Source organism: Amycolatopsis keratiniphila, from assembly GCF_000400635.2.
Lineage (GTDB): Bacteria > Actinomycetota > Actinomycetes > Mycobacteriales > Pseudonocardiaceae > Amycolatopsis > Amycolatopsis keratiniphila.
Genome location: NC_021252.1, coordinates 5580926 through 5599412, shown reverse-complemented (window position 1 = coordinate 5599412; position 18487 = coordinate 5580926). Strand labels below are relative to the sequence as shown.

General features: G+C 69.4%; 19 protein-coding genes. 14 read left to right on the top strand and 5 right to left on the bottom strand.

Annotated features, from left to right (window positions below; genetic code table 11):
• The first annotated feature begins 2 nt into the window (after positions 1-2).
• Positions 3-938: an aminoglycoside phosphotransferase/kinase family protein gene (locus tag AORI_RS66155; RefSeq protein ID WP_016335366.1), complete on the top strand. Its 936-nt coding sequence runs from the start codon at positions 3-5 to the stop codon at positions 936-938.
• On the opposite strand, the gene aroA is transcribed toward AORI_RS66155, so the two are convergent.
• Entirely contained in the window at positions 935-2221 is a 1287-nt protein-coding gene (gene aroA, locus AORI_RS66150; protein ID WP_016335365.1) for a 3-phosphoshikimate 1-carboxyvinyltransferase, read from the bottom strand. The genes AORI_RS66155 and aroA overlap by 4 nt on opposite strands.
• Positions 2222-2309: 88 nt before the next feature.
• Between aroA and AORI_RS66145 the strand changes: the two genes are divergently transcribed.
• Complete coding sequence (locus AORI_RS66145; RefSeq protein ID WP_081809706.1) at positions 2310-4010, top strand: CTP synthase; 1701 nt, start codon at positions 2310-2312, stop codon at positions 4008-4010.
• Complete coding sequence (locus tag AORI_RS66140) at positions 4007-4633, top strand: NUDIX domain-containing protein (RefSeq protein WP_016335363.1); 627 nt, start codon at positions 4007-4009, stop codon at positions 4631-4633. Before AORI_RS66145 ends, AORI_RS66140 begins: the two co-directional genes overlap by 4 nt.
• A gap of 51 nt (positions 4634-4684) precedes the next feature.
• On the opposite strand, the gene AORI_RS66135 is transcribed toward AORI_RS66140, so the two are convergent.
• Positions 4685-5170 (bottom strand): DUF1707 domain-containing protein, encoded by a 486-nt coding sequence (locus tag AORI_RS66135; protein WP_016335362.1) that lies wholly within the window; start codon positions 5168-5170, stop codon positions 4685-4687.
• A 118-nt stretch (positions 5171-5288) separates the two neighbouring features.
• Between AORI_RS66135 and xerD the strand changes: the two genes are divergently transcribed.
• The 7 genes from xerD (at position 5289) to AORI_RS66100 (ending at position 12453) form a co-directional block, all read left to right on the top strand.
• Positions 5289-6191 (top strand): site-specific tyrosine recombinase XerD, encoded by a 903-nt coding sequence (xerD, locus tag AORI_RS66130; RefSeq protein WP_016335361.1) that lies wholly within the window; start codon positions 5289-5291, stop codon positions 6189-6191.
• A gap of 255 nt (positions 6192-6446) precedes the next feature.
• The gene (locus tag AORI_RS66125; RefSeq protein ID WP_016335360.1) at positions 6447-7472 is read left to right on the top strand and encodes a ParA family protein; all 1026 of its coding nucleotides are present in this window, start codon (positions 6447-6449) and stop codon (positions 7470-7472) included.
• Positions 7469-7894 carry a hypothetical protein gene (locus AORI_RS66120; protein WP_016335359.1) on the top strand — a complete coding sequence of 142 codons (426 nt, stop codon included), beginning with the start codon at positions 7469-7471 and terminating at the stop codon, positions 7892-7894. Before AORI_RS66125 ends, AORI_RS66120 begins: the two co-directional genes overlap by 4 nt.
• Positions 7894-8829: a segregation and condensation protein A gene (locus AORI_RS66115; protein ID WP_043848219.1), complete on the top strand. Its 936-nt coding sequence runs from the start codon at positions 7894-7896 to the stop codon at positions 8827-8829. The genes AORI_RS66120 and AORI_RS66115 overlap by 1 nt, the downstream gene beginning before the upstream one ends.
• Positions 8826-9695: an SMC-Scp complex subunit ScpB gene (gene scpB, locus AORI_RS66110; protein WP_016335357.1), complete on the top strand. Its 870-nt coding sequence runs from the start codon at positions 8826-8828 to the stop codon at positions 9693-9695. Before AORI_RS66115 ends, scpB begins: the two co-directional genes overlap by 4 nt.
• The gene (locus AORI_RS66105) at positions 9685-10437 is read left to right on the top strand and encodes a pseudouridine synthase (RefSeq protein ID WP_007035528.1); all 753 of its coding nucleotides are present in this window, start codon (positions 9685-9687) and stop codon (positions 10435-10437) included. Before scpB ends, AORI_RS66105 begins: the two co-directional genes overlap by 11 nt.
• A gap of 147 nt (positions 10438-10584) precedes the next feature.
• Positions 10585-12453, top strand: a complete 1869-nt coding sequence (locus AORI_RS66100; RefSeq protein WP_016335356.1) for a Xaa-Pro dipeptidyl-peptidase — start codon at positions 10585-10587, stop codon at positions 12451-12453.
• Between the two features lie 78 nt (positions 12454-12531).
• On the opposite strand, the gene AORI_RS66095 is transcribed toward AORI_RS66100, so the two are convergent.
• The 3 genes from AORI_RS66095 to AORI_RS66085 are packed head-to-tail and all read right to left on the bottom strand — an operon-like array spanning position 12532 to position 14625.
• The gene (locus tag AORI_RS66095) at positions 12532-13728 is read right to left on the bottom strand and encodes a cation:proton antiporter (protein WP_016335355.1); all 1197 of its coding nucleotides are present in this window, start codon (positions 13726-13728) and stop codon (positions 12532-12534) included.
• 6 nt (positions 13729-13734) lie between these two features.
• Positions 13735-14217, bottom strand: a complete 483-nt coding sequence (locus tag AORI_RS66090) for a cation:proton antiporter regulatory subunit (protein ID WP_016335354.1) — start codon at positions 14215-14217, stop codon at positions 13735-13737.
• Between the two features lie 15 nt (positions 14218-14232).
• Positions 14233-14625, bottom strand: a complete 393-nt coding sequence (locus AORI_RS66085) for a DUF4267 domain-containing protein (RefSeq protein WP_016335353.1) — start codon at positions 14623-14625, stop codon at positions 14233-14235.
• A 91-nt stretch (positions 14626-14716) separates the two neighbouring features.
• Here AORI_RS66085 and AORI_RS66080 point away from each other — a divergent pair, with 91 nt between their 5' ends.
• The 4 genes from AORI_RS66080 to der all read left to right on the top strand — a co-directional run bounded on the left by AORI_RS66080 (position 14717) and on the right by der (position 18243).
• On the top strand, positions 14717-15295 hold the full coding sequence (locus tag AORI_RS66080; RefSeq protein WP_016335352.1) for a TetR/AcrR family transcriptional regulator: 579 nt from the start codon (positions 14717-14719) through the stop codon (positions 15293-15295).
• Positions 15296-15387: 92 nt separating this feature from the next.
• Complete coding sequence (cmk, locus tag AORI_RS66075) at positions 15388-16092, top strand: (d)CMP kinase (protein ID WP_043848218.1); 705 nt, start codon at positions 15388-15390, stop codon at positions 16090-16092.
• Positions 16089-16757, top strand: coding sequence for a lysophospholipid acyltransferase family protein (locus AORI_RS66070; RefSeq protein ID WP_016335350.1), 669 nt, complete (start codon positions 16089-16091; stop codon positions 16755-16757). The genes cmk and AORI_RS66070 overlap by 4 nt, the downstream gene beginning before the upstream one ends.
• Before the next feature lie 4 nt (positions 16758-16761).
• Positions 16762-18243, top strand: coding sequence for a ribosome biogenesis GTPase Der (gene der / locus AORI_RS66065; protein ID WP_016335349.1), 1482 nt, complete (start codon positions 16762-16764; stop codon positions 18241-18243).
• Positions 18244-18487 lie beyond the last annotated feature (244 nt).

Here is an 18487-nt window from a genome sequence, read left to right as displayed (position 1 = left end):
GCATGATCACCGACGAACAACGGGCCGCCCGCACCGCGCGGGCGGTGGCCGCCGCGGTCTCCGCGGGACGCGACCTGGGTATCACCGTCACCGAACCCGAGGTCCTGTACGACGTTTTCTCCGTCATCGTGCGGCTGGCGCCTTCGCCGGTCGTGGTGCGGGTGCCGACCGTGCTGCCGCGCACGACGACACCGGAGACGCAGCTGACCGATCAGCGGCGCGAACTCGCCGTCGCCACCTGGCTCGGTGAGAAGGGGCTTCCGGTCGTCAAGCCGAGCCCGCTGGTGCCGGTGGAACCTGTGCGGCGCGACGGTTTCTCGATGACCTTCTGGGAGCTGATCGAGTTCGTCGAGGACGCGAACCTCGCCGTGGAGCACTCGGCCAAGCTCGTCGCGAAGCTGCACGCCGCGCTTCGCGACTATCCCGGCGAGCTGGCCTTCCTGAACGGGCTCGACCCGTTCATCCCCGACGGCCTCGCCCAGCTCGAAGGCAGGCCGGACCTGCTCGACCCGGCCGACCTCGACCGCGCCCGCCGCGAATGGGAGGTCTTCCGGCCGCTGCTCGAATCGGAGGAGGCCTTCGCCAAGGCGTTCCCGAACGCCACCGTGCAGCCCGTCCACGGTGACGCGCCGGGCTACAACCTGATCGTCACCACCGAAGGCGAGCTGTACTCCGACTTCGAACTGGTCAACCGCGGGCCGATCGAACGCGACCTCGCCTTCAACGGACCCGAAGGCATCGCGGCCTACAACGCCGCCGCCGCCGAACTCGGCCTGCGCGAGGTCGACAAAGGCGTGCTGCGCACTTTCGAGGCGCTGGGCCTGCTCCAGGTGGTCGCGTGCCTGTCGATGGCGCCCGACCTGCCGATGCTCGTGGACGGTATGAAACCGATGATCGACCAGTGGCGGGACACCCCCTTTGCCGGAGGACTCGCTTAGCCGAGCATCGAGGTCCAGGCCTCGGCGAATCCGGGGAAGGTCTTCCCGACCGTCCCCGGGTTCTCGACCTCGACCCCTTCGACCTTCAGGCCGAGCACCGCGGCCGCCATCACCAGCCGGTGATCGTCGTAGGTGTGGAACTTCCCGCCGTGCAGCGGCGCCGGCGTGATCCGCAGGCCGTCCTCGGTCTCGCGGACGTCGGCGCCGAGCGACGACAGTTCGGTGGCGAGCGCGGTCAGCCGGTCGGTCTCGTGGCCGCGCAGATGCGCCACCCCGGAGATGACCGACGGTCCCTCGGCGAGGCACAGCAGCGCCGCGATGACCGGCGTCAGCTCGCCGACGTCGTGCAGATCCAGTTCGACGCCGGGGATCGTGCCGCCGCCGGTGACCGTCAGGCCCGCCGCGTCGAGTTCGGCGGTGGCGCCCAGGACGGGTGCCAGGCTGCGCAGCCAGTCCCCGGGCTGCGTCGTCCGCTGCGGCCAGCCCGCGATCCGCACCGTGCCGCCGGTCGCGATCGCGGCGGCGACGAACGGCGCCGCCGTCGAGAGGTCCGGCTCGACGATGTACTCGGGGCAGGAAAGCCGCGTCGGCGCGACGTGGAACTCGGTGCCCTCACGGTCCACAGTGGCCCCGAAACGGCGCAGCATCTCGACCGTCATCGCGATATGCGGTTCGCTCGGCACCTGGCCGCCCACCAGGCGCACGGTGACACCCTGCTGGAACGACGGCCCGGCGAGCAGCAGCGCGGACAGGAACTGGCTCGACGCCGAGGAGTCCAGATCCACCCGGCCGCCTCGTAAACCGCCTTCGCCGTGGACGGTGAAGGGCGGCGCCTCGCGGCGGTCGTCGTCGATGCGGGCACCGAGGTCGCGCAGCGCCTTCAGCAAGGGCCCGATCGGACGGCGGCGGATGGCCTCGTCGCCGTCGAAGAGTGCCGGGCCGGTGCCCAGCGCGGCGAGCGCGGGGGTGAACCGGGCGACCGTGCCCGCGTTGCCGAGTTCCACCCGGACGGTCTCGTCGGGATGGACGCGGCCGGGGCCGAGCGGATGCACGAGGTAGCCGCCGATGCTGCCCTGCGAGTGGGCGCCGAGGGCGTAGATGGCGCCGAGCATGAGGCGCGCGTCCCGGGAGTCGAGCGGGGTCCGCACCCGCGTCGGCGCGCTGGCGAGCGCGGCGAGGACGTAGGCCCGGTTGGTGATCGACTTCGAACCGGGGACACGGATGTCCGCGTCGAGCGGGCCTTCCGCCACCGGTGCGGTCCAGGTGTCGTGCGCGTCTGTCACGCCGCGAGGGTAGCGGTTTTCCACTCCATCGGACGCTTGCGGCGTGGCCGATGAGCGCTACGGCGGGCGTGCGATAAGGTGGAAGCCCGTGGGACTTCAGTCGCGGGCTACCAAGTATGTCTTTGTCACCGGAGGCGTTGCCTCCTCTCTGGGTAAGGGACTCACGGCTTCCAGCCTGGGTCAGCTCCTTACCGCACGTGGGCTCCGGGTCACGATGCAGAAGCTGGATCCGTACCTCAACGTCGATCCGGGCACGATGAACCCGTTCCAGCACGGTGAGGTGTTCGTCACCGACGACGGCGCCGAAACCGATCTGGACATCGGGCACTACGAGCGTTTTCTCGACCGGGCTCTCGACGGCAAGGCGAACGTCACCACCGGGCAGGTGTACTCCGAGGTCATCGCCAAGGAGCGTCGCGGTGAGTATCTCGGCGACACCGTGCAGGTCATCCCGCACATCACCGACGAGATCAAGGCGAGGATCACCGCCGCGGCGGGCGCCGACGAGGACGGGAACAGCCCGGACGTCGTGATCACCGAGGTCGGCGGCACCGTGGGCGACATCGAGTCGCTGCCGTTCCTGGAGGCCTGCCGTCAGGTCCGCCACGACGTCGGCCGCGACCAGTGCTTCTTCCTCCACGTCTCGCTGGTCCCGTACCTCGCCCCGTCGGGTGAGCTCAAGACCAAGCCGACCCAGCACTCGGTCGCCGCGCTGCGCAACATCGGTATCCAGCCCGACGCGCTCGTGTGCCGCGCCGACCGCGAGCTGCCGGAGGACCTCAAGCGCAAGATCGGCCTGATGTGCGACGTCGACACCGAGGCCGTCATCGCCTGCCCCGACGCGCCGTCGATCTACGACATCCCGAAGGTGCTGCACCGTGAGGCGCTCGACGCCTACGTGGTGCGCCGTCTCGGGCTGCCGTTCCGCGACGTCGACTGGACCGTGTGGGGCGACCTGCTCGACCGCGTGCACAACCCGTCGGAGACGGTGCGGGTCGCGGTCGTCGGCAAGTACATCGACCTGCCGGACGCGTACCTCTCGGTGACCGAGGCGCTGCGCGCGGGCGGGTTCGCCCACCGCGCCAAGGTGCAGATCGCCTGGGTCCCCTCGGACTCGTGCGAGACCCCGGCCGGTGCCGCGGCCGCGCTGTCCGATGTGGACGGTGTGCTGATCCCCGGCGGGTTCGGCATCCGCGGTATCGAGGGCAAGGTCGGCGCCATCGCGTACGCCCGCACCCACGGCGTGCCGCTGCTGGGCCTGTGCCTCGGCCTGCAGTGCATGGTGATCGACGCGGCGCGGAACCTGGCCGGGATCAAGGACGCGAACTCGGCCGAGTTCGAGGACGGCCCGAACCCGGTCATCTCCACGATGGCCGACCAGCGTGACGTCGTCGCGGGTGAGCGCGACATGGGCGGCACGATGCGTCTCGGCGCTTACGTCGCGAAGCTCAAGCCGGGCTCGCAGGTCGCGAAGGCGTACGGCAGCACCGAGGTCTCCGAGCGGCACCGTCACCGCTACGAGGTCAACAACGCCTACCGCAAGCGCCTTTCCGACGCCGGTCTGGTGTTCTCGGGTACCTCGCCCGACGACCACCTGGTCGAGTTCGTGGAGCTGCCCGCCGACAAGCACCCGTTCTTCGTCGGCACCCAGGCGCACCCGGAGCTCAAGAGCCGCCCGACCCGGCCGCACCCGCTGTTCAGCGCGTTCGTGAAGGCCGTCGTGGACCGCAAGGTCGCCGAGCGGCTGCCGGTCGAGCTGCCCGAGACAGCTCAGACGGGAGCCCGGTGACCGAGCCCGGCAAGCACGAGTTCACCGTCGCGTCCACAAAGGACGTCCACATCGGACGTGTCGTGGGCCTGCGGGTCGACGAGGTCGTGATGCCCGGCGGCGGCACCGCCCGCCGGGAGGTCGTCGAGCACCTCGGCGCGGTCGCCGTCGTAGCGCTGGACGCGGACGGCATGGTGACGCTGATCCACCAGTACCGCCACCCGATCGGGCGGCGGCTGTGGGAACTGCCCGCCGGGCTGATCGACAAGGCGGGGGAGGACCCCGTCGGCGCGGCCAAACGCGAACTGGTCGAGGAGGTCGGGCTCAGCGCCGAACGCTGGGAGACCTTGGTCGACGTCGCGGCGTCGCCCGGCTTCACCGACGAGGTCGTCCGCGTCTACCTCGCCCGCGAACTGTCCGAAGTGGACAGGGAGGTCCTCGGCGACGAAGAGGCGGACCTCGTCATGCGGAAGTTCCCGCTCGCCGAGGCGGTGCGGATGGCGCTGGCGGGTGAGCTGGTGAACGGGTCCACCGTCGGTGGTGTGCTCGCCGCGCACGCGGTGCTTTCGGGGGCGGCTTCGTCGCGGCCCGCGGACGCTCCTTGGGAGGACAGGCCGACGAAGTTCGCTTCGCGCGGTCTCTGACGCTCGTGAGTGGTAAGGACGGTTCTAACCGCCCTTACCGCTCGCGAGGCTCTAGTCGCGGAGGCGGCGGCCCTGCGCGTCGGTGCCGCCGTTCGCCAGCAGCACGATCCCGTCGACCATCGGCCAGACCACCCCGACGCCGCAGGTGACCAGCACGACCGCCAGCTGGCCGAGGGCGAGACCGATGTGCCCGGTGTAGAACCGCCCGATCCCGAACGGCAGCACGATCTGCAGCACCCCGGCGGCGATCTTCGACTTCGGCGAGTAGGGCAGCACCGCGGCGGGCCGCTGATACACGGGCACGAACGGCGGCGGGTCGAACCGCGGCGCCAGGTACGCCGGGTGCGGCGCGGGCAGGTCCTGGAACAGTGGCCGGAGTTCGCCGAGCGTCACGGCCTCGTACGCGGCGAGCACGCGGCCTTCGTACTCGTCCGGCGTGATCCTGCCCTGGCTGTAGTGGTCGCCGAGCAGCCGCGAGGCCTCTTCGCGCTCGGCGGTGCCGACGCGCATCTCGTCCGGGTCCGGTTGCTGGGACATGCTCCCAAGGTAGCCCGTTTCACACCCGCGGCGCGGCACGCGCGGCGAACCCCCGATCGGGTCGCGGTGGTCCTAGAGTGTCCGTGTGTCACGGGCCGGCGGTAGCGGAGTCGCCCAGGTGGTCGCCGCGTACCTCGACCATCTGGTGGTCGAGCGCGGAACCGCGCGGAACACCCTCGACAGCTACTCGCGTGACCTGCGCCGGTACACCGCGTACCTCGGCGACGCCGACGTCGAGCGCTTCGCCGACGTGACCTCCGCGCACATCACCTCGTTCGGCGCGGCGCTGCGCGAGGGCGACGAGGAGCATCGCCCGCTGGCCGCTTCCTCGGCGGCCCGCGCGCTGGTCGCGGTCCGGGGGTTGCACAAGTTCGCGCACGCCGACGGCATCACCGAGACCGACCCGGCCCGCGAGGTCCGCCCACCGGCCGCGGCCAAACGGCTGCCCAAGGCACTACCGGTCGGCGACGTGCTGAAACTGCTCGAAACCCCACCGCCCGAGGGCGAACGGCCACTGCGGGACCGGGCGCTGCTGGAACTGCTCTACTCCACCGGCGCGCGGATCTCCGAGGCCGTCGGGCTCGACGTCGACGACATCGACGACGCCGAACGGACCGTGCTGCTCGACGGCAAGGGCGGCAAACAGCGCATCGTGCCGATCGGCCGTCCCGCGCTGGAAGCGGTGCACGCGTACCTCGTCCGCGCGCGGCCCGCCCTCGCCACCCACGGCCGGGGGACGCCGGCGATGTTCCTGAACGCCCGCGGCTCCAGGCTTTCCCGGCAGAGCGCGTGGCAGGTTCTCAAGGACACCGCGGAATCCGCCGGGATCACGGCGGGCGTTTCGCCGCACACGTTGCGCCATTCCTTCGCCACGCATCTGCTCGAGGGCGGCGCCGACGTCCGCGTCGTGCAGGAACTGCTCGGCCACGCTTCGGTGACCACCACCCAGGTGTACACGCTGGTCACGGTCAACACGCTGCGCGAGGTTTACGCGACAGCACATCCGCGGGCGCTCGGCTAGGTGCTGTCCTGCGGCTCTGTTCGATGGGCTTCGTGATCCAGGTGGTTCCTGGCGGTGCGGGCGGTTCTCCCTCGTACGGGGTCGTACTCGGGTGAACCGCCCGTGCCGTCAGGGGCCGCCTGGGCGCGAAGACCGCGGACAAGAGTCGCAGGACAGCGCCTAAACGACCCGGTTGATCCCGGCGTGCCTCGTTGGCTCGGCTCCCGGATCGCGCATAGGCTGCCGAGGATCCTGCCGAAGAGGAGCTTTCGCGTTATGTCGACACCGAACGAGCCGGCGAAGCCGTCCGCGTCCGCCGGTTCGGCTGCCGCGAGCCTCAGCCAGGTGACCATCGCAACCCCCGCCGAACACGACGGCGACGAACCGTCGGAGGACACGATCTCTTCCCGCGGCCGCAAGGCCAAGCGCGCCAAAGAAGCCAAAGACGCCAAGCAGCAAGAACGCGACAACGACGGCATCGGGCCCACCGGCCGTCCGTATCGCGAGATCCCCGACCCGCCGCCGCTGGACCGGCACGGCCCCGCACTGGTGATGGCCATGTGCAACCAGAAGGGCGGCGTCGGCAAGACCACCTCGACCATCAACCTCGGCGCGGCGCTGGCCGAATGCGGCCGCCGGGTGCTGCTGGTCGACTTCGATCCGCAGGGCGCGCTCTCGGTCGGCCTCGGCATTCAGCCGCACGAGCTGGACCAGACGGTCTACAACGTCATCATGGAGCGCTCGGTCAGCATCACCGACGTCATCCGGAAGACCCGGGTGGACGGCGTCGACCTGCTGCCGAGCAACATCGACCTGTCCGCGGCCGAGGTCCAGTTGGTCGCAGAGGTAGGACGCGAACACACTTTGTTACGGGTCCTTCGTCCGGTCATGAACGACTACGACTATGTTCTTGTCGACTGCCAGCCCTCGCTAGGCCTGCTGACGGTGAACGCACTGACCGCCGCGGACGGTGTGATCATCCCGCTGGAGTGCGAGTTCTTCAGTCTGCGAGGCGTAGCGCTCCTGATCGACACCATCGAGAAGGTGCAGGAACGCCTCAACCCCAAACTGGACATCACCGGGATTCTCGCCACCATGTACGACCCGAGAACCCTGCACTCGAAGGAGGTCATGGCGAGAGTGGTGGAGGCATTCGGCGACACCGTGTTCGACACGGTGATCAACCGCACCGTGCGGTTCCCCGAGACGACGGTCGCGGGCGAGCCGATCACGACCTGGGCTCCCAAATCAGCGGGCGCGGCTGCCTATCGCGCGCTGGCACGTGAGGTGATCGCTCGGTGAGCAGGCGAGCTTCCCTGCCCGGAGCGTCCGAACTTTTCAGGATCACCTCCAGCCCCGCCCTCGATCTCCCGCCCGCGCCCGAGCAGCCCGCCCCCGCCAAGGGGAACGGCAACGGGAACGGTTCCGGGAACGAGACGGGCCACGCGCACAAGGAACAGCTGACCCGTGCCGCGCGCAGCGGTTCCGGGCGGACCAAGCACGACGCGAAGATCACCGTCTACGTCTCCGGCGACGAACTGCTGGCGATGGAGCAGGCCAGGCTGAACCTCCGGGCGAAGCACGGCCTCGTGCTCGATCGCGGCAGGCTGGTCCGCGAGGCGGTGGCCGTGCTGCTGGCCGACTTCGACGCGGCGGGCGAGGACTCGGTCCTCGTCCAGCGCCTGCGGGCGGGCAGCGAGGACGGGAAAGAGACCGAGAACTGATGGACGACCCGGCCGCGGCTGCTCCCAGCGGCCCAGAGCCGGTCGAGCGGACAGAGGCAGACGAGACCCCCGCCGTGCACGAGACCGTGCACGGCGGGATGGTCCCCGAAGGACTGACCAGTGAAGAGCTGAGCACGTCCAAGTTCAAGGTGCACCTGGAGAACTTCGAGGGCCCCTTCGACCTGCTGCTCCAGCTGATCTCGCAGCACCAGCTCGACGTCACCGAAGTCGCGTTGCACCGGGTCACGGACGATTTCATCGCCTACACCCGTGCGCTCGGCACGGAGTGGAACCTCGACGAGACGACCGAGTTCCTGGTCATCGCGGCGACCCTGCTCGACCTCAAGGCGGCACGTCTGCTTCCCGCCGCCGAGGTGGAGAGCGAAGACGACCTCGCCTTGCTCGAAGCGCGGGACCTGCTGTTCGCGCGTGTGCTGCAGTACCGGGCGTACAAGCAGGTCGCGGCGCTGTTCGGGGAACTGGAGGCCGGCGCGCTGCGGCGCTACCCGCGTTCGGTCGCGCTCGAAGACCGGTTCATGGGGCTGCTGCCCGAGGTGATGCTCGGCGTCGACGTCGGGAAGTTCTCCGAGATCGCGGTCGCGGTCTTCAAACCGAAGCCGCCGCCGCAGGTGTCGATCGCGCACATCCACATGGGCCGGGTCTCGGTGCGCGAGCACGCCGCGCTGCTGCGGCTCAAGCTCGCGGAACGAGGCGAAGCGACCTTCGGCGAACTGGTCGAGGACTGCGAGCACACCGTCGAGATCGTGGCGCGGTTCCTCGCGCTGCTGGAGCTGTACCGGGAGTCCTCGGTCCAGTTCGAGCAGCTGGAGGCGCTCGCCGAACTGCACGTGCGCTGGACCGGCGGGTCCGTGGAGGAGGCGTCGGTGGCGGCCGAGCAGGACCGCGCCGCCGCCGAGGACGAGGAGTACGGGTGACCCCGGAGAACACCGAAGAGACAGAGACGACCGAAGCGAGCGAAGCACCCGAAGCATCCGAAGCAGACGAGACCGGGGATGGGCCCAAGGCTCCCATCGCCGAGTCGGATGAGGCGAAGGACGCTTTCGTCGCGTCGGATGAGGCGAAGGACGCTTTCGTCGCGTCGGATGAGGCGAAGGACGCTTTCGTCGCGTCGGATGAGGCGAAGGACGCTTTCGTCGCGTCGGATGAGGTGAAGGACGCTTTCAGCCCGCCGGAGGCCGAAGCGGAGCCGCCCGCCGACGAAGGTCTCGTCGCGGCCGGTGACGGCGACTATCCCGACGTCACCTCCGACGAGGCGCTCGAAGCGGCTCTCGAGGCGTTGCTCCTGGTCGTCGACTCGCCGATCAGCGAGGAATCGCTCGCCGAAACGGTCGCGCAGCCCGTGTCGCGGGTGACCGTGGCGCTGCGCACGATGGCGCAGAAGTTCACCGAGCGGACCAGCGGAATCGACCTGCGCCGAGTCGGCGAAGGGTGGCGGTTCTACACTAGGGACGTCTATGCCCCGTTCGTGGAGAAGCTTCTGCTCGACGGCCAGCGTTCCAAGCTGACGCGAGCCGCACTGGAGAGCCTCGCCGTGATCGCCTATCGGCAGCCGGTGACCAGGGCCAGGGTCGCCGCCGTCCGAGGGGTGAACGTGGACGGGGTGATCAGGACGCTGCTGGCGCGCGGCCTGATCGAGGAGATGGGGACCGACCCCGAAACCACTGGCACGCTGTACGTGACGACCGAGCTGTTCCTGGAGCGACTGGGCCTGTCGTCCCTGGCCGACCTTCCGCCCATCGCTCCGTTGCTACCCGAAGTGGACACCATCGATGACATCTGACCCGCATCCCGACGGCATTCGGCTGCAGAAGGTCCTTTCGCAGGCGGGCGTCGCCTCGCGGCGCGCGGCCGAGGACCTGATCGTGCGCGGTCGCGTGAGCGTGGACGGCAAGGTGGTCACCGAACTCGGCCGCCGGGTCGATCCGGACAACTCCGTGATCCACGTCGACGGCACCCGCGTCCAGGTCCGCGAGGACCTCGTGTACCTCCTGCTGAACAAGCCCAAGGGCGTGCACAGCACGATGAACGACGACCGCGGCCGTCCGTGCGTCGGCGACTACCTGCGCGGCCGGTACGAGGAGACGCCCGGCATCGTGCACGTCGGCAGGCTCGACGAGAACACCGAGGGGCTCCTGCTCCTCACCAACGACGGCGACCTCGGGCACCGGCTGATGCACCCGTCGTTCCGGGTGCTGAAGACCTACTTCGCCGAGGTCGAGGGCATCGTCCCGCGCGGGCTCGGCAAGGAACTGCGCGCGGGTTTCGAGCTGCCGGACGGCATCGTCAAGGTCGACCAGTTCCGCGTCAAGGACATGCTGGCCGGGCGCACCCAGATCGAGCTGGTCATCCACGAGGGACGCAAGCACATCGTGCGGCGGCTGATGGCGGCCACCGGGCACCCGGTGCGGAAACTGGTCCGGACCGCGCTGGGCGACGTCCAGCTCGGTGCCCAGCGGTCGGGTTCGATCCGGCGGCTGAACCGCGGCGAGGTCGGCTCGCTGTACCGCGCCGTCGATCTCTAAGCCCGGACCCCGCCCCACCACCACCCTCAACGGACAGGCTGCGCCTGACTGTCAGACTTTCCGCTCTACTGCACAAGTGATCACCGCGTTTAGCTCTTCCTGACGGGCTTTCAGCCGACGGGGAAGGGCTCAACCGTGAAAACAGTTGTGCTGGCAGGGATCTTGGCGGTCGCCGCGGCCGTGGTCGCGGCACCGCAGGCCGCGGCGAAACCGCGGGCGAGTGAACCGGTCTACGACTTCGCCCAGGCCGTCCGCGAGACGGCCTGGGTGGACATCGGGCTCGACGGGGACGGCGACGGCCGTTCGGACCGGGTCGCCGCCGACATCATCCGCCCGAAGGAACCGGCGGCGCGGGGCGAGAAGGTCCCGGTCATCATGGACGCCAGCCCGTACTACTCGTGCTGCGGGCGCGGCAATGAGAGCGAACTGAAGACCTACGACTCGGCGGGCAGGCCGGTCGGTTTCCCGCTCTACTACGACAACTTCTTCGTCCCTCGCGGGTACGCCGTGGTCCTGGTGGATCTGGCCGGTACCAACAGGTCCCGCGGCTGCACCGACATCGGCGGCCCCTCGGACGTCAATTCGGCGCGCAAGGTCGTCGACTGGCTGAACGGCCGGGCGAACGGCTACACGACGGCGACCGGCCCGGCCAGGACGAACGCGACGTGGTCGACGGGCGCGGTCGGCATGATCGGGAAGTCCTACGACGGCACGGTGGCCAACGGCGTCGCCGCGACCGGTGTCGACGGGCTCAAGACCATCGTGCCGATCGGCGCGATCAGCTCCTGGTACGACTACTACCGCTCCGACGGCGCGAACCTGCGCCAGGGCAGCCCGGCGGGGCTCGCGCAGACCGTGTCCCGGCGCAACGGCGGGCAGAACTGCGGTGCGGCGAACCAGAAGCTCACCGCGGGCGCGACCTCGAACGGCGACTACAACGCGTTCTGGCTCGACCGGGACTACGTGCAGAGCGCCTCGAAGGTGAAGGCCAGCGTGCTCGCTTCGCACGGCCTCGGCGACCTCAACGTCAAGACCATCAACTTCGGGCAGTGGTGGGAGGCGCTGAACGTCGAGCGCAAGATCTGGCTGACGCAGGCCGGTCACGTCGACCCGTTCGACTACCGCCGGTCGGCTTGGGTCGACACCCTGCACAAGTGGTTCGACCACTACCTGCTCGGCGTCGACAACGGCATCGAGAAGACCCCGGGCGCGAGTGTGGAACGCGAACCCGACGTCTGGGTGGACCAGCCGGCGTGGCCCGCGGGCAGCGCCGTCACCCTGCGCCCCGCGTCCGGCAGTACGCCGGGGGTCGGCACGCTCGGCACGACCGCGGGGACGGGAACGATGTCGTTCACGGACTCATCCGGTCAGTCCTCGAACACCTGGGCCGCGAAGCCGACGGAGACTTCGGCCGGGCGCGTGCTTTTCAGCACCGGCGCGCTGGCGAAGGACCTTCACGTGTCCGGAACGGCGAAGGTGACTGTGACCGCGACGCCGTCGACGTCCACCGCGCGGCTCTCGGCGATCCTGGTGGACTACGGCCCGGCGACCATCCGGAACTACACCGGACCGAAGGAAGGCATCAAGAACGAGCTGACCCAGTCGTGCTGGGGTTCGAGCGGTCCCGGCAACGACGCCTGCTATCTGGACACGAGCACCGACGCGGTCTCGGTGGGGCTGAACATCATCAGCCGCGGTTGGGCGGACCTGGCCAACCACGGTTCGCTGACGCAGGAATCGCCGCTGACGCCGGGGCAGCCGTACACGATGACGTTCCGGCTGGCGAGCACGGATCACGTCGTTCCGCAGGGACATCAGCTCGCGCTCATCATCGGCGGGACGGACGGCTCGTTCATCTCGGGGCCGGCGCAGTACCCGAAGATCACGGTGGATCTGGGCAAGACCTCGCTGGCGCTGCCTGTCGCGGGTTCGGGTCCGTCGGCGGTGCCGGCGGTGCTTCCGGTGGCTCCGGCGCAGGTCGCTCCCGTCACCGGTTCGGGGCTTGAGCGCGGCTAAGCCACTGTCATGAAAGGGTCGTTCAGGACAAGATATGTCCTGAACGACCCTTTCATGACACTTAGAGCGGGGCGGGGGTCAGCCGGTTTGCGAGGCGGGGCTCTTCGACCCGAAGGGCTTCCGCTGCAGAGCACGGGCGACCGGTTCGACGATCCGCGCGGCCGTCGGGCCGAGGATGGCCATCAGCAGCACGTACGCCGTCGCGAGCGCCGCGAGTTCGCCGGTCACCGCACCGGCGGCCACCGCAAGCCCGGCGATGACGATCGAGAACTCGCCTCGCGCGACCAACGCGGCTCCGGCACGGGCGCGGCCCATCTTCCCGATGCCCTGCCGCCGCGCGGCCCACCAGCCGGTGCCGACCTTCGTGAGCGTGGTCGCGACCGCCAGCACGACCGCCCAGCCGAGCACGGGCGGGATCGAAGCGGGGTTCGTGTTGAGCCCGAACACCACGAAGAACACGGCGGCGAACAGGTCCCTCAGTGGTTCGAGCATGTGCGTCGCGTTCTCCGCCGTCGAACCGGAGATCGCGATGCCGAGCAGGAACGCGCCGACCGCGGCCGAAACCTGCATCGCCGAAGCGACACCGGCGACCAGCAGTGCCGCGCCGAGGACCTTGAGGAGGAACACCTCGCGATCCGGGCTGTCGACGGCCGCGGAGACGTAGCGGCCGAACTTCAGCGCGATCACCAGGACCACGGTGATGACCATCAGCGAGATCCCGACGGCCTTCATCCCGCCGAGGAAGCTCACCCCGCCGAGCACCGCGGTGAGGATCGGCAGGTACAGCGCCATCACCAGGTCCTCGAACACCAGGATCGACAGCACCACCGGGGTTTCCCGGTTACCGAGCCGTCCGAGATCGCCGAGCACCTTCGCGATGATCCCGGACGACGAGATGTAGGTGACGCCCGCCATGACGATCGCGCCGATCGGCCCCCAGCCGAGAATGAGCGCCACGATCGCCCCGGGTGCGGCGTTCAGCACGATGTCCACGACACCCGCCACCCACGAGCGTTTCAGCCCGGTGAACAGTTCGGCCGCCGAGTACTCCAGGCCCAGCAGGAGCAGCAGGAGGACGACACCGATCTCGCTGGCGAGATGGGTGAAGTCGCCGATGTCGCCGAGCGGGATGAACCCGCCCTGCCCGAAACACAGGCCACCGATCAGGTACAGCGGAATGGGGGACATCCCGATCTTCCCGGCGAGGCGGCCCAACGCGCCCAGCCCGAAGAAGACCGCCCCGAGTTCGATCAAGGACAGTGCGGTGTGATCCATCCGCGATCAGCCGTACTTCAAGATCTTGACGGCGGCCTCGAGACCCTCGGAGGTGCCGACCGCGACGAGCACGTCGCCCGCGGTGAGGTTGAAGTCCGGGCTGGGGGAGGGGTGGACCTGACCGGCCCGCATCACCGCGACCACCGAGACGCTCGTCCGTGTGCGCATGGCGGTGTCGCCCAGCGTCCGCCCGTCGAACGGCGACGACGCCTTGATCGGCAGCTGCTTGGTGTTGATACCGGGCAGATCCCGGTGCTCTTCGGTGAGCTGGGCGACCAGCTGGGGCGCGCCGAGCAGGTTCGCCAGCGCGCCCGCCTCGTCGGTGGTGAGCGGAAGTGACGCCAGGCAGGCGTCGGGATCGTCCGTTTTGGACACGATCAGCTCGACGTGTCCGTCGCGATGGGTCACCACCCCGACACGGCGGCCGTTGCGGGTGGCGAAGTCCTTGCGGACGCCTATTCCGGGGAGCGGGGTCACTTCGACGTTCACGTGAACAACACTAACTCACTGTCCGTTTCGTGCCGGGCGGATCAGGAACAACGCCGAGATCACCAGCATGAGGACGCACGTCGCGCCGTGGATACCGAGCGCGGTGCCCACGGATCCGTTGTGGGTCAACACGATCAGCATGTCGCCGAACGGGATGAAGGCCAGCGCGAGCATCGCCCAGCCCAGCGCGCGGGCGTTCCGGAACAGGATCAGCGCGAGCACCACGAGCGCCGTGCCGATGTCACGGACGCCCTTGACCGCGAGGATCGGGTCGCCCTCGGAAGGCATCACCGGCAGCCCGAAGCCGCCCGTCTGCGTCGCCGGGAAGAACACGTAACCGCTCCCGAAGTAGAGGACGAAAAGCACGAGGGCGGCGGACAGGATGTAGGCGATCTTGATGCGGGTCATGGTCTCCGACTCCAAAAGCTAGCAGTGCTAGGAACGGAGCTGACACTAGCGCTAGCACTGCTAGCTTGTCTAGCGGTGCTAGCATATTCGTATGGTCACGAACCCCCGGCGCGAGCGGGACCGCTCGCAACGCGAACAGCTGATCGTCACCACCGCCCGCGAGATCGCCGAAGAAGAAGGGTGGGACGCGGTCACCACCCGGCGGCTGGCGGCGAAGATCGAGTACAGCCAGCCCGTGCTCTACAGCCACTTCTCCGGCAAGGGGGCGATCATGGCGGCCGCGGCGCTCGAGGGCTGCACCGAAATGGCCGCCGACATGCGGAGAGGGGCCGGGACGGCGGAGGGCTCCCGTGACGCGCTGCTGCGGCTGGCCGAGAACTACTTCGACTTCGCCGACCGCAAACCCGCGCTCTACGACGCGATCTTCACCCTCGCCAGTGAACTGAGCTTCGCCAGCCCGGACAGTCCGGAGCCGTTGAAGGACGCGTTCGGCGCGCTGCTCGAAGTCGTCGGCCCGGTCGCCGGCCAGTACGACCCGGCCCTCTACACCGAGACCTTCTGGGCCGCCCTGCACGGCCTGGTCACCCTCGAACGCAGCAGGCGGCTCCCGGCGGCCGCGCGCGCGGAACGGATCGGCATGCTCGTCGACCGGTTCGCCGTGGGCGGCTGAGGCGTGTCGTTCGCCACCAGGCAGAATGGTCGTCGATCAGATGAGCGACGGATGAGCTGAGGAGTGTTTCGGTGGCGGGAGCCCTGCGTGGTGTGGTCGCGATGGACGGCCCGTCCGGAACCGGGAAGTCCACGGTTTCACGGAAGCTCGCGACGAAGCTCGGCGCCGGTTACCTCGACACCGGCGCGATGTACCGCATGGTCACCCTCGCCGTCCTGCGCGCCGGAACCGACCTGACCGACCCGGACGCGATCGCCGACGTCGCCCGGAAGGCCGAATTCGGCATCGGGACCAGCCCGGACGAAGCGACCGTGACCCTGGCGGGTGAAGACGTCTCCGCCGAGATCCGCGGCGCGGACGTCACCACCGCGGTGTCGCCGGTTTCGGCCGTCCCCGCGGTCCGTGAACTGCTGGTCGCCCGGCAGCGCGAGATCATCGCCGAGGTGCTCGGCCGCGTCGGCGGCATCGTGGTCGAAGGCCGCGACATCGGCACCGTCGTCTCGCCGGACGCCCCGCTCAAGATCTTCCTCACCGCGTCGGCCGAAGTCCGCGCCGCGCGCCGCAGCGCGCAGGACTCCGCCGCCGGTCGCGAGTCCACCGTCGACGTCGCCAAGGCGGCGGTGGAACGGCGTGACCGCCTCGACTCCACGCGGGCGGCTTCGCCCTTGCGCGCGGCCGAGGACGCCGTCGAGGTGGACACATCGGCGCTCAATATCGACCAGGTGATCGTGGCGCTGGCGGAACTCGCGCTGCACCGCGGCCTTCTCGAAGGTTGCCCGGCCGAGGCGACGAGGTGACCGCGCAGGGGCTTCCCGAGGGCGCGAGCGGCCCGATCCACACGTTCGGCCGCGGCATCGCGAAGTTCATCGTGCGGCCCGCCTTCCGGGTGCGGGTGCACGGTGCCGAGCGGGTTCCGGCGTCCGGGCCGGTGGTGTTCATCGCCAATCACAGCTCGATGGTGGAACCGCAGTTGCTCTTCGGAATGTTGCCGAGGCGCACGGCGTTCCTGGTCAAGGAGGAACTCTTCCGGGGGTTCGTCGGCTGGTTCTTCCCGAAGCTGGGCCAGATCCCGGTGAAACGGGGGGCGGTGGACCGCAAGCCGCTGATGGCGGCGGTCAAGGTGCTCGAGGACGGCGGTGCGGTCGGGATCTTCCCCGAAGGCACCCGCGGCCTCGGTGACGCCGAAAACTTCGAGCGCGGCGCGGCCTTCCTGGTCCGTGCCGGGAACGCGACCGTGGTTCCGGTCGCCACTCGGGGGACGTACAAACCCGCCGGCGCCAAACGGCGTTGGCGGCCACGCGTCGACATCATGGTCGGCGAACCTTTCACTCCCGACATCGGGAAGGGAAGGACAGGGCTGGAGGAGGGAACCGAGCGGCTTCGCATCGCGCTCGCGGACCTCGTGAAGGCACTGGACGAATGGCGCTTGGAGCACGGGCTCCGAGACACGCGACAGGATTGAGAAAATGACAGAGCTTGACGGAGTCGGCGAGGTCGACGGCTCCTGGTCCGACGAGTCCGAATTCACCGCGCTCGACGCGCAGATCGCCGCGGGCGAGGCCGAGGAGGAGGCGCAGCTCGCGCAGCCGGTCCTCGCCGTCGTCGGCAGGCCGAACGTCGGCAAGTCCACCCTGGTCAACCGCATCCTCGGCCGTCGCGAGGCGGTCGTGCAGGACGTCCCCGGCGTGACCAGGGACCGCGTCGCCTACGACGCGTTCTGGGCGGGCCGCCGGTTCACGCTGGTGGACACGGGCGGCTGGGAGCCGGACGCGACCGGGCTCCAGGCCAGCGTCGCCGCGCAGGCCGAGATGGCGATGGCCACCGCCGACGCGGTGCTGCTGGTCATCGACGCCAGTGTCGGCGCGACGGCCACCGACGAGGCCGTCTCCAAGGTCTTGCGCCGCTCGAAGAAGCCGGTGCTGCTCGCCGCCAACAAGGTCGACGACGACCGCCTGCTCGCCGACACCGCGTCGCTGTGGTCGCTCGGCCTCGGCGAGCCGTATCCGGTCAGCGCGCTGCACGGGCGCAGCTCGGGCGACCTGCTCGACGCCATCGTCAAGGCCCTGCCGTCGATGCCGCGTGACGGCGACCGCGCCACCACCGGCCCGCGCCGCGTCGCGCTGGTCGGCAAGCCGAACGTGGGCAAGTCCAGCCTGCTGAACAAGCTCTCCGGCGAGGAGCGGTCCGTCGTCGACTCGGTCGCCGGCACCACCGTCGACCCGGTCGACTCGCTGGTCGAGCTGGACGGCGAGACCTGGCGGTTCGTCGACACGGCCGGCCTGCGCAAGCGGGTCAACTCGGCCAACGGCGCGGAGTACTACGCCTCGCTGCGGACCAAGACCGCGATCGACGCGGCCGAGGTCGCGATCGTGCTGCTGGACGCGGCCGAGCCGCTTTCGGAGCAGGACCTGCGGGTGCTGACCATGGTCGTCGAAGCGGGCCGCGCCTGCGTGCTCGCCTTCAACAAGTGGGACCTCGTCGACGAAGACCGCCGTCACGCCATGGTCCGCGAGCTGGACCGCGGCCTGGTGCGGGTGCCGTGGGCGGACAAGGTCAACATCTCCGCGCTCACCGGCCGGTCGGTGCGCAAGCTCGCGCCCGCGCTGCGGACCGCGTTGAAGTCCTGGGACCAGCGGGTGCCCACCGGTCAGCTGAACGGCTGGCTGGCCGACCTCATTGCCGCGACCCCGCCGCCGGTGCGCGGTGGAAAGCAGCCGAAGGTGCTGTTCGCGACCCAGGCGGGCATCCGGCCGCCGACGCTGGTCCTGTTCACCACCGGCTTCCTCGAGGCGGGCTACCGGCGGTTCATCGAACGGAAGTTCCGTGAGCGGTTCGGTTTCGAAGGCAGCCCCGTTCGGGTGAATGTCCGGGTGCGGGAAAAGAAGCAAAAGCCCAAGGCCGGTGGTAAAGCGGCGGGGAAACCACAGGGTAAGCCAAAAGCGCGCTGATTTTCTCACGATGTAGGTGAATATTTCACTGGGTGGACACGCCGATGACCTCGGGTTTCGGCGTGTCCACCGGTGAGTTTCGACACTCTGCCGAGACCCTCCCGAGATATGTCGTTCACCTGCGGTAAAGTCGATGGTCTGCTAGCGGGCGCCTCATTCGGAGAGCGAGCCCGAATGACGCACTTCGCGAAAGGTGTGTGATGGGCTTGCGCGCCCATGGTTCTGCGGTGCCCGTGGTGATCTC

What these genes read in the sequence shown, in the direction of transcription:
- AORI_RS66125 (WP_016335360.1), top strand. Translation starts at nt 6,447, where the DNA reads ATGTCGACACCGAACGAGCCGGCGAAGCCGTCCGCGTCCGCCGGTTCG.
- AORI_RS66095 (WP_016335355.1), bottom strand. Translation starts at nt 13,728, where the DNA reads ATGGATCACACCGCACTGTCCTTGATCGAACTCGGGGCGGTCTTCTTC.
- AORI_RS66085 (WP_016335353.1), bottom strand. Translation starts at nt 14,625, where the DNA reads ATGACCCGCATCAAGATCGCCTACATCCTGTCCGCCGCCCTCGTGCTT.
- AORI_RS66105 (WP_007035528.1), top strand. Translation starts at nt 9,685, where the DNA reads ATGACATCTGACCCGCATCCCGACGGCATTCGGCTGCAGAAGGTCCTT.
- AORI_RS66080 (WP_016335352.1), top strand. Translation starts at nt 14,717, where the DNA reads ATGGTCACGAACCCCCGGCGCGAGCGGGACCGCTCGCAACGCGAACAG.
- der (WP_016335349.1), top strand. Translation starts at nt 16,762, where the DNA reads ATGACAGAGCTTGACGGAGTCGGCGAGGTCGACGGCTCCTGGTCCGAC.
- AORI_RS66135 (WP_016335362.1), bottom strand. Translation starts at nt 5,170, where the DNA reads ATGTCCCAGCAACCGGACCCGGACGAGATGCGCGTCGGCACCGCCGAG.
- AORI_RS66115 (WP_043848219.1), top strand. Translation starts at nt 7,894, where the DNA reads ATGGACGACCCGGCCGCGGCTGCTCCCAGCGGCCCAGAGCCGGTCGAG.
- AORI_RS66155 (WP_016335366.1), top strand. Translation starts at nt 3, where the DNA reads ATGATCACCGACGAACAACGGGCCGCCCGCACCGCGCGGGCGGTGGCC.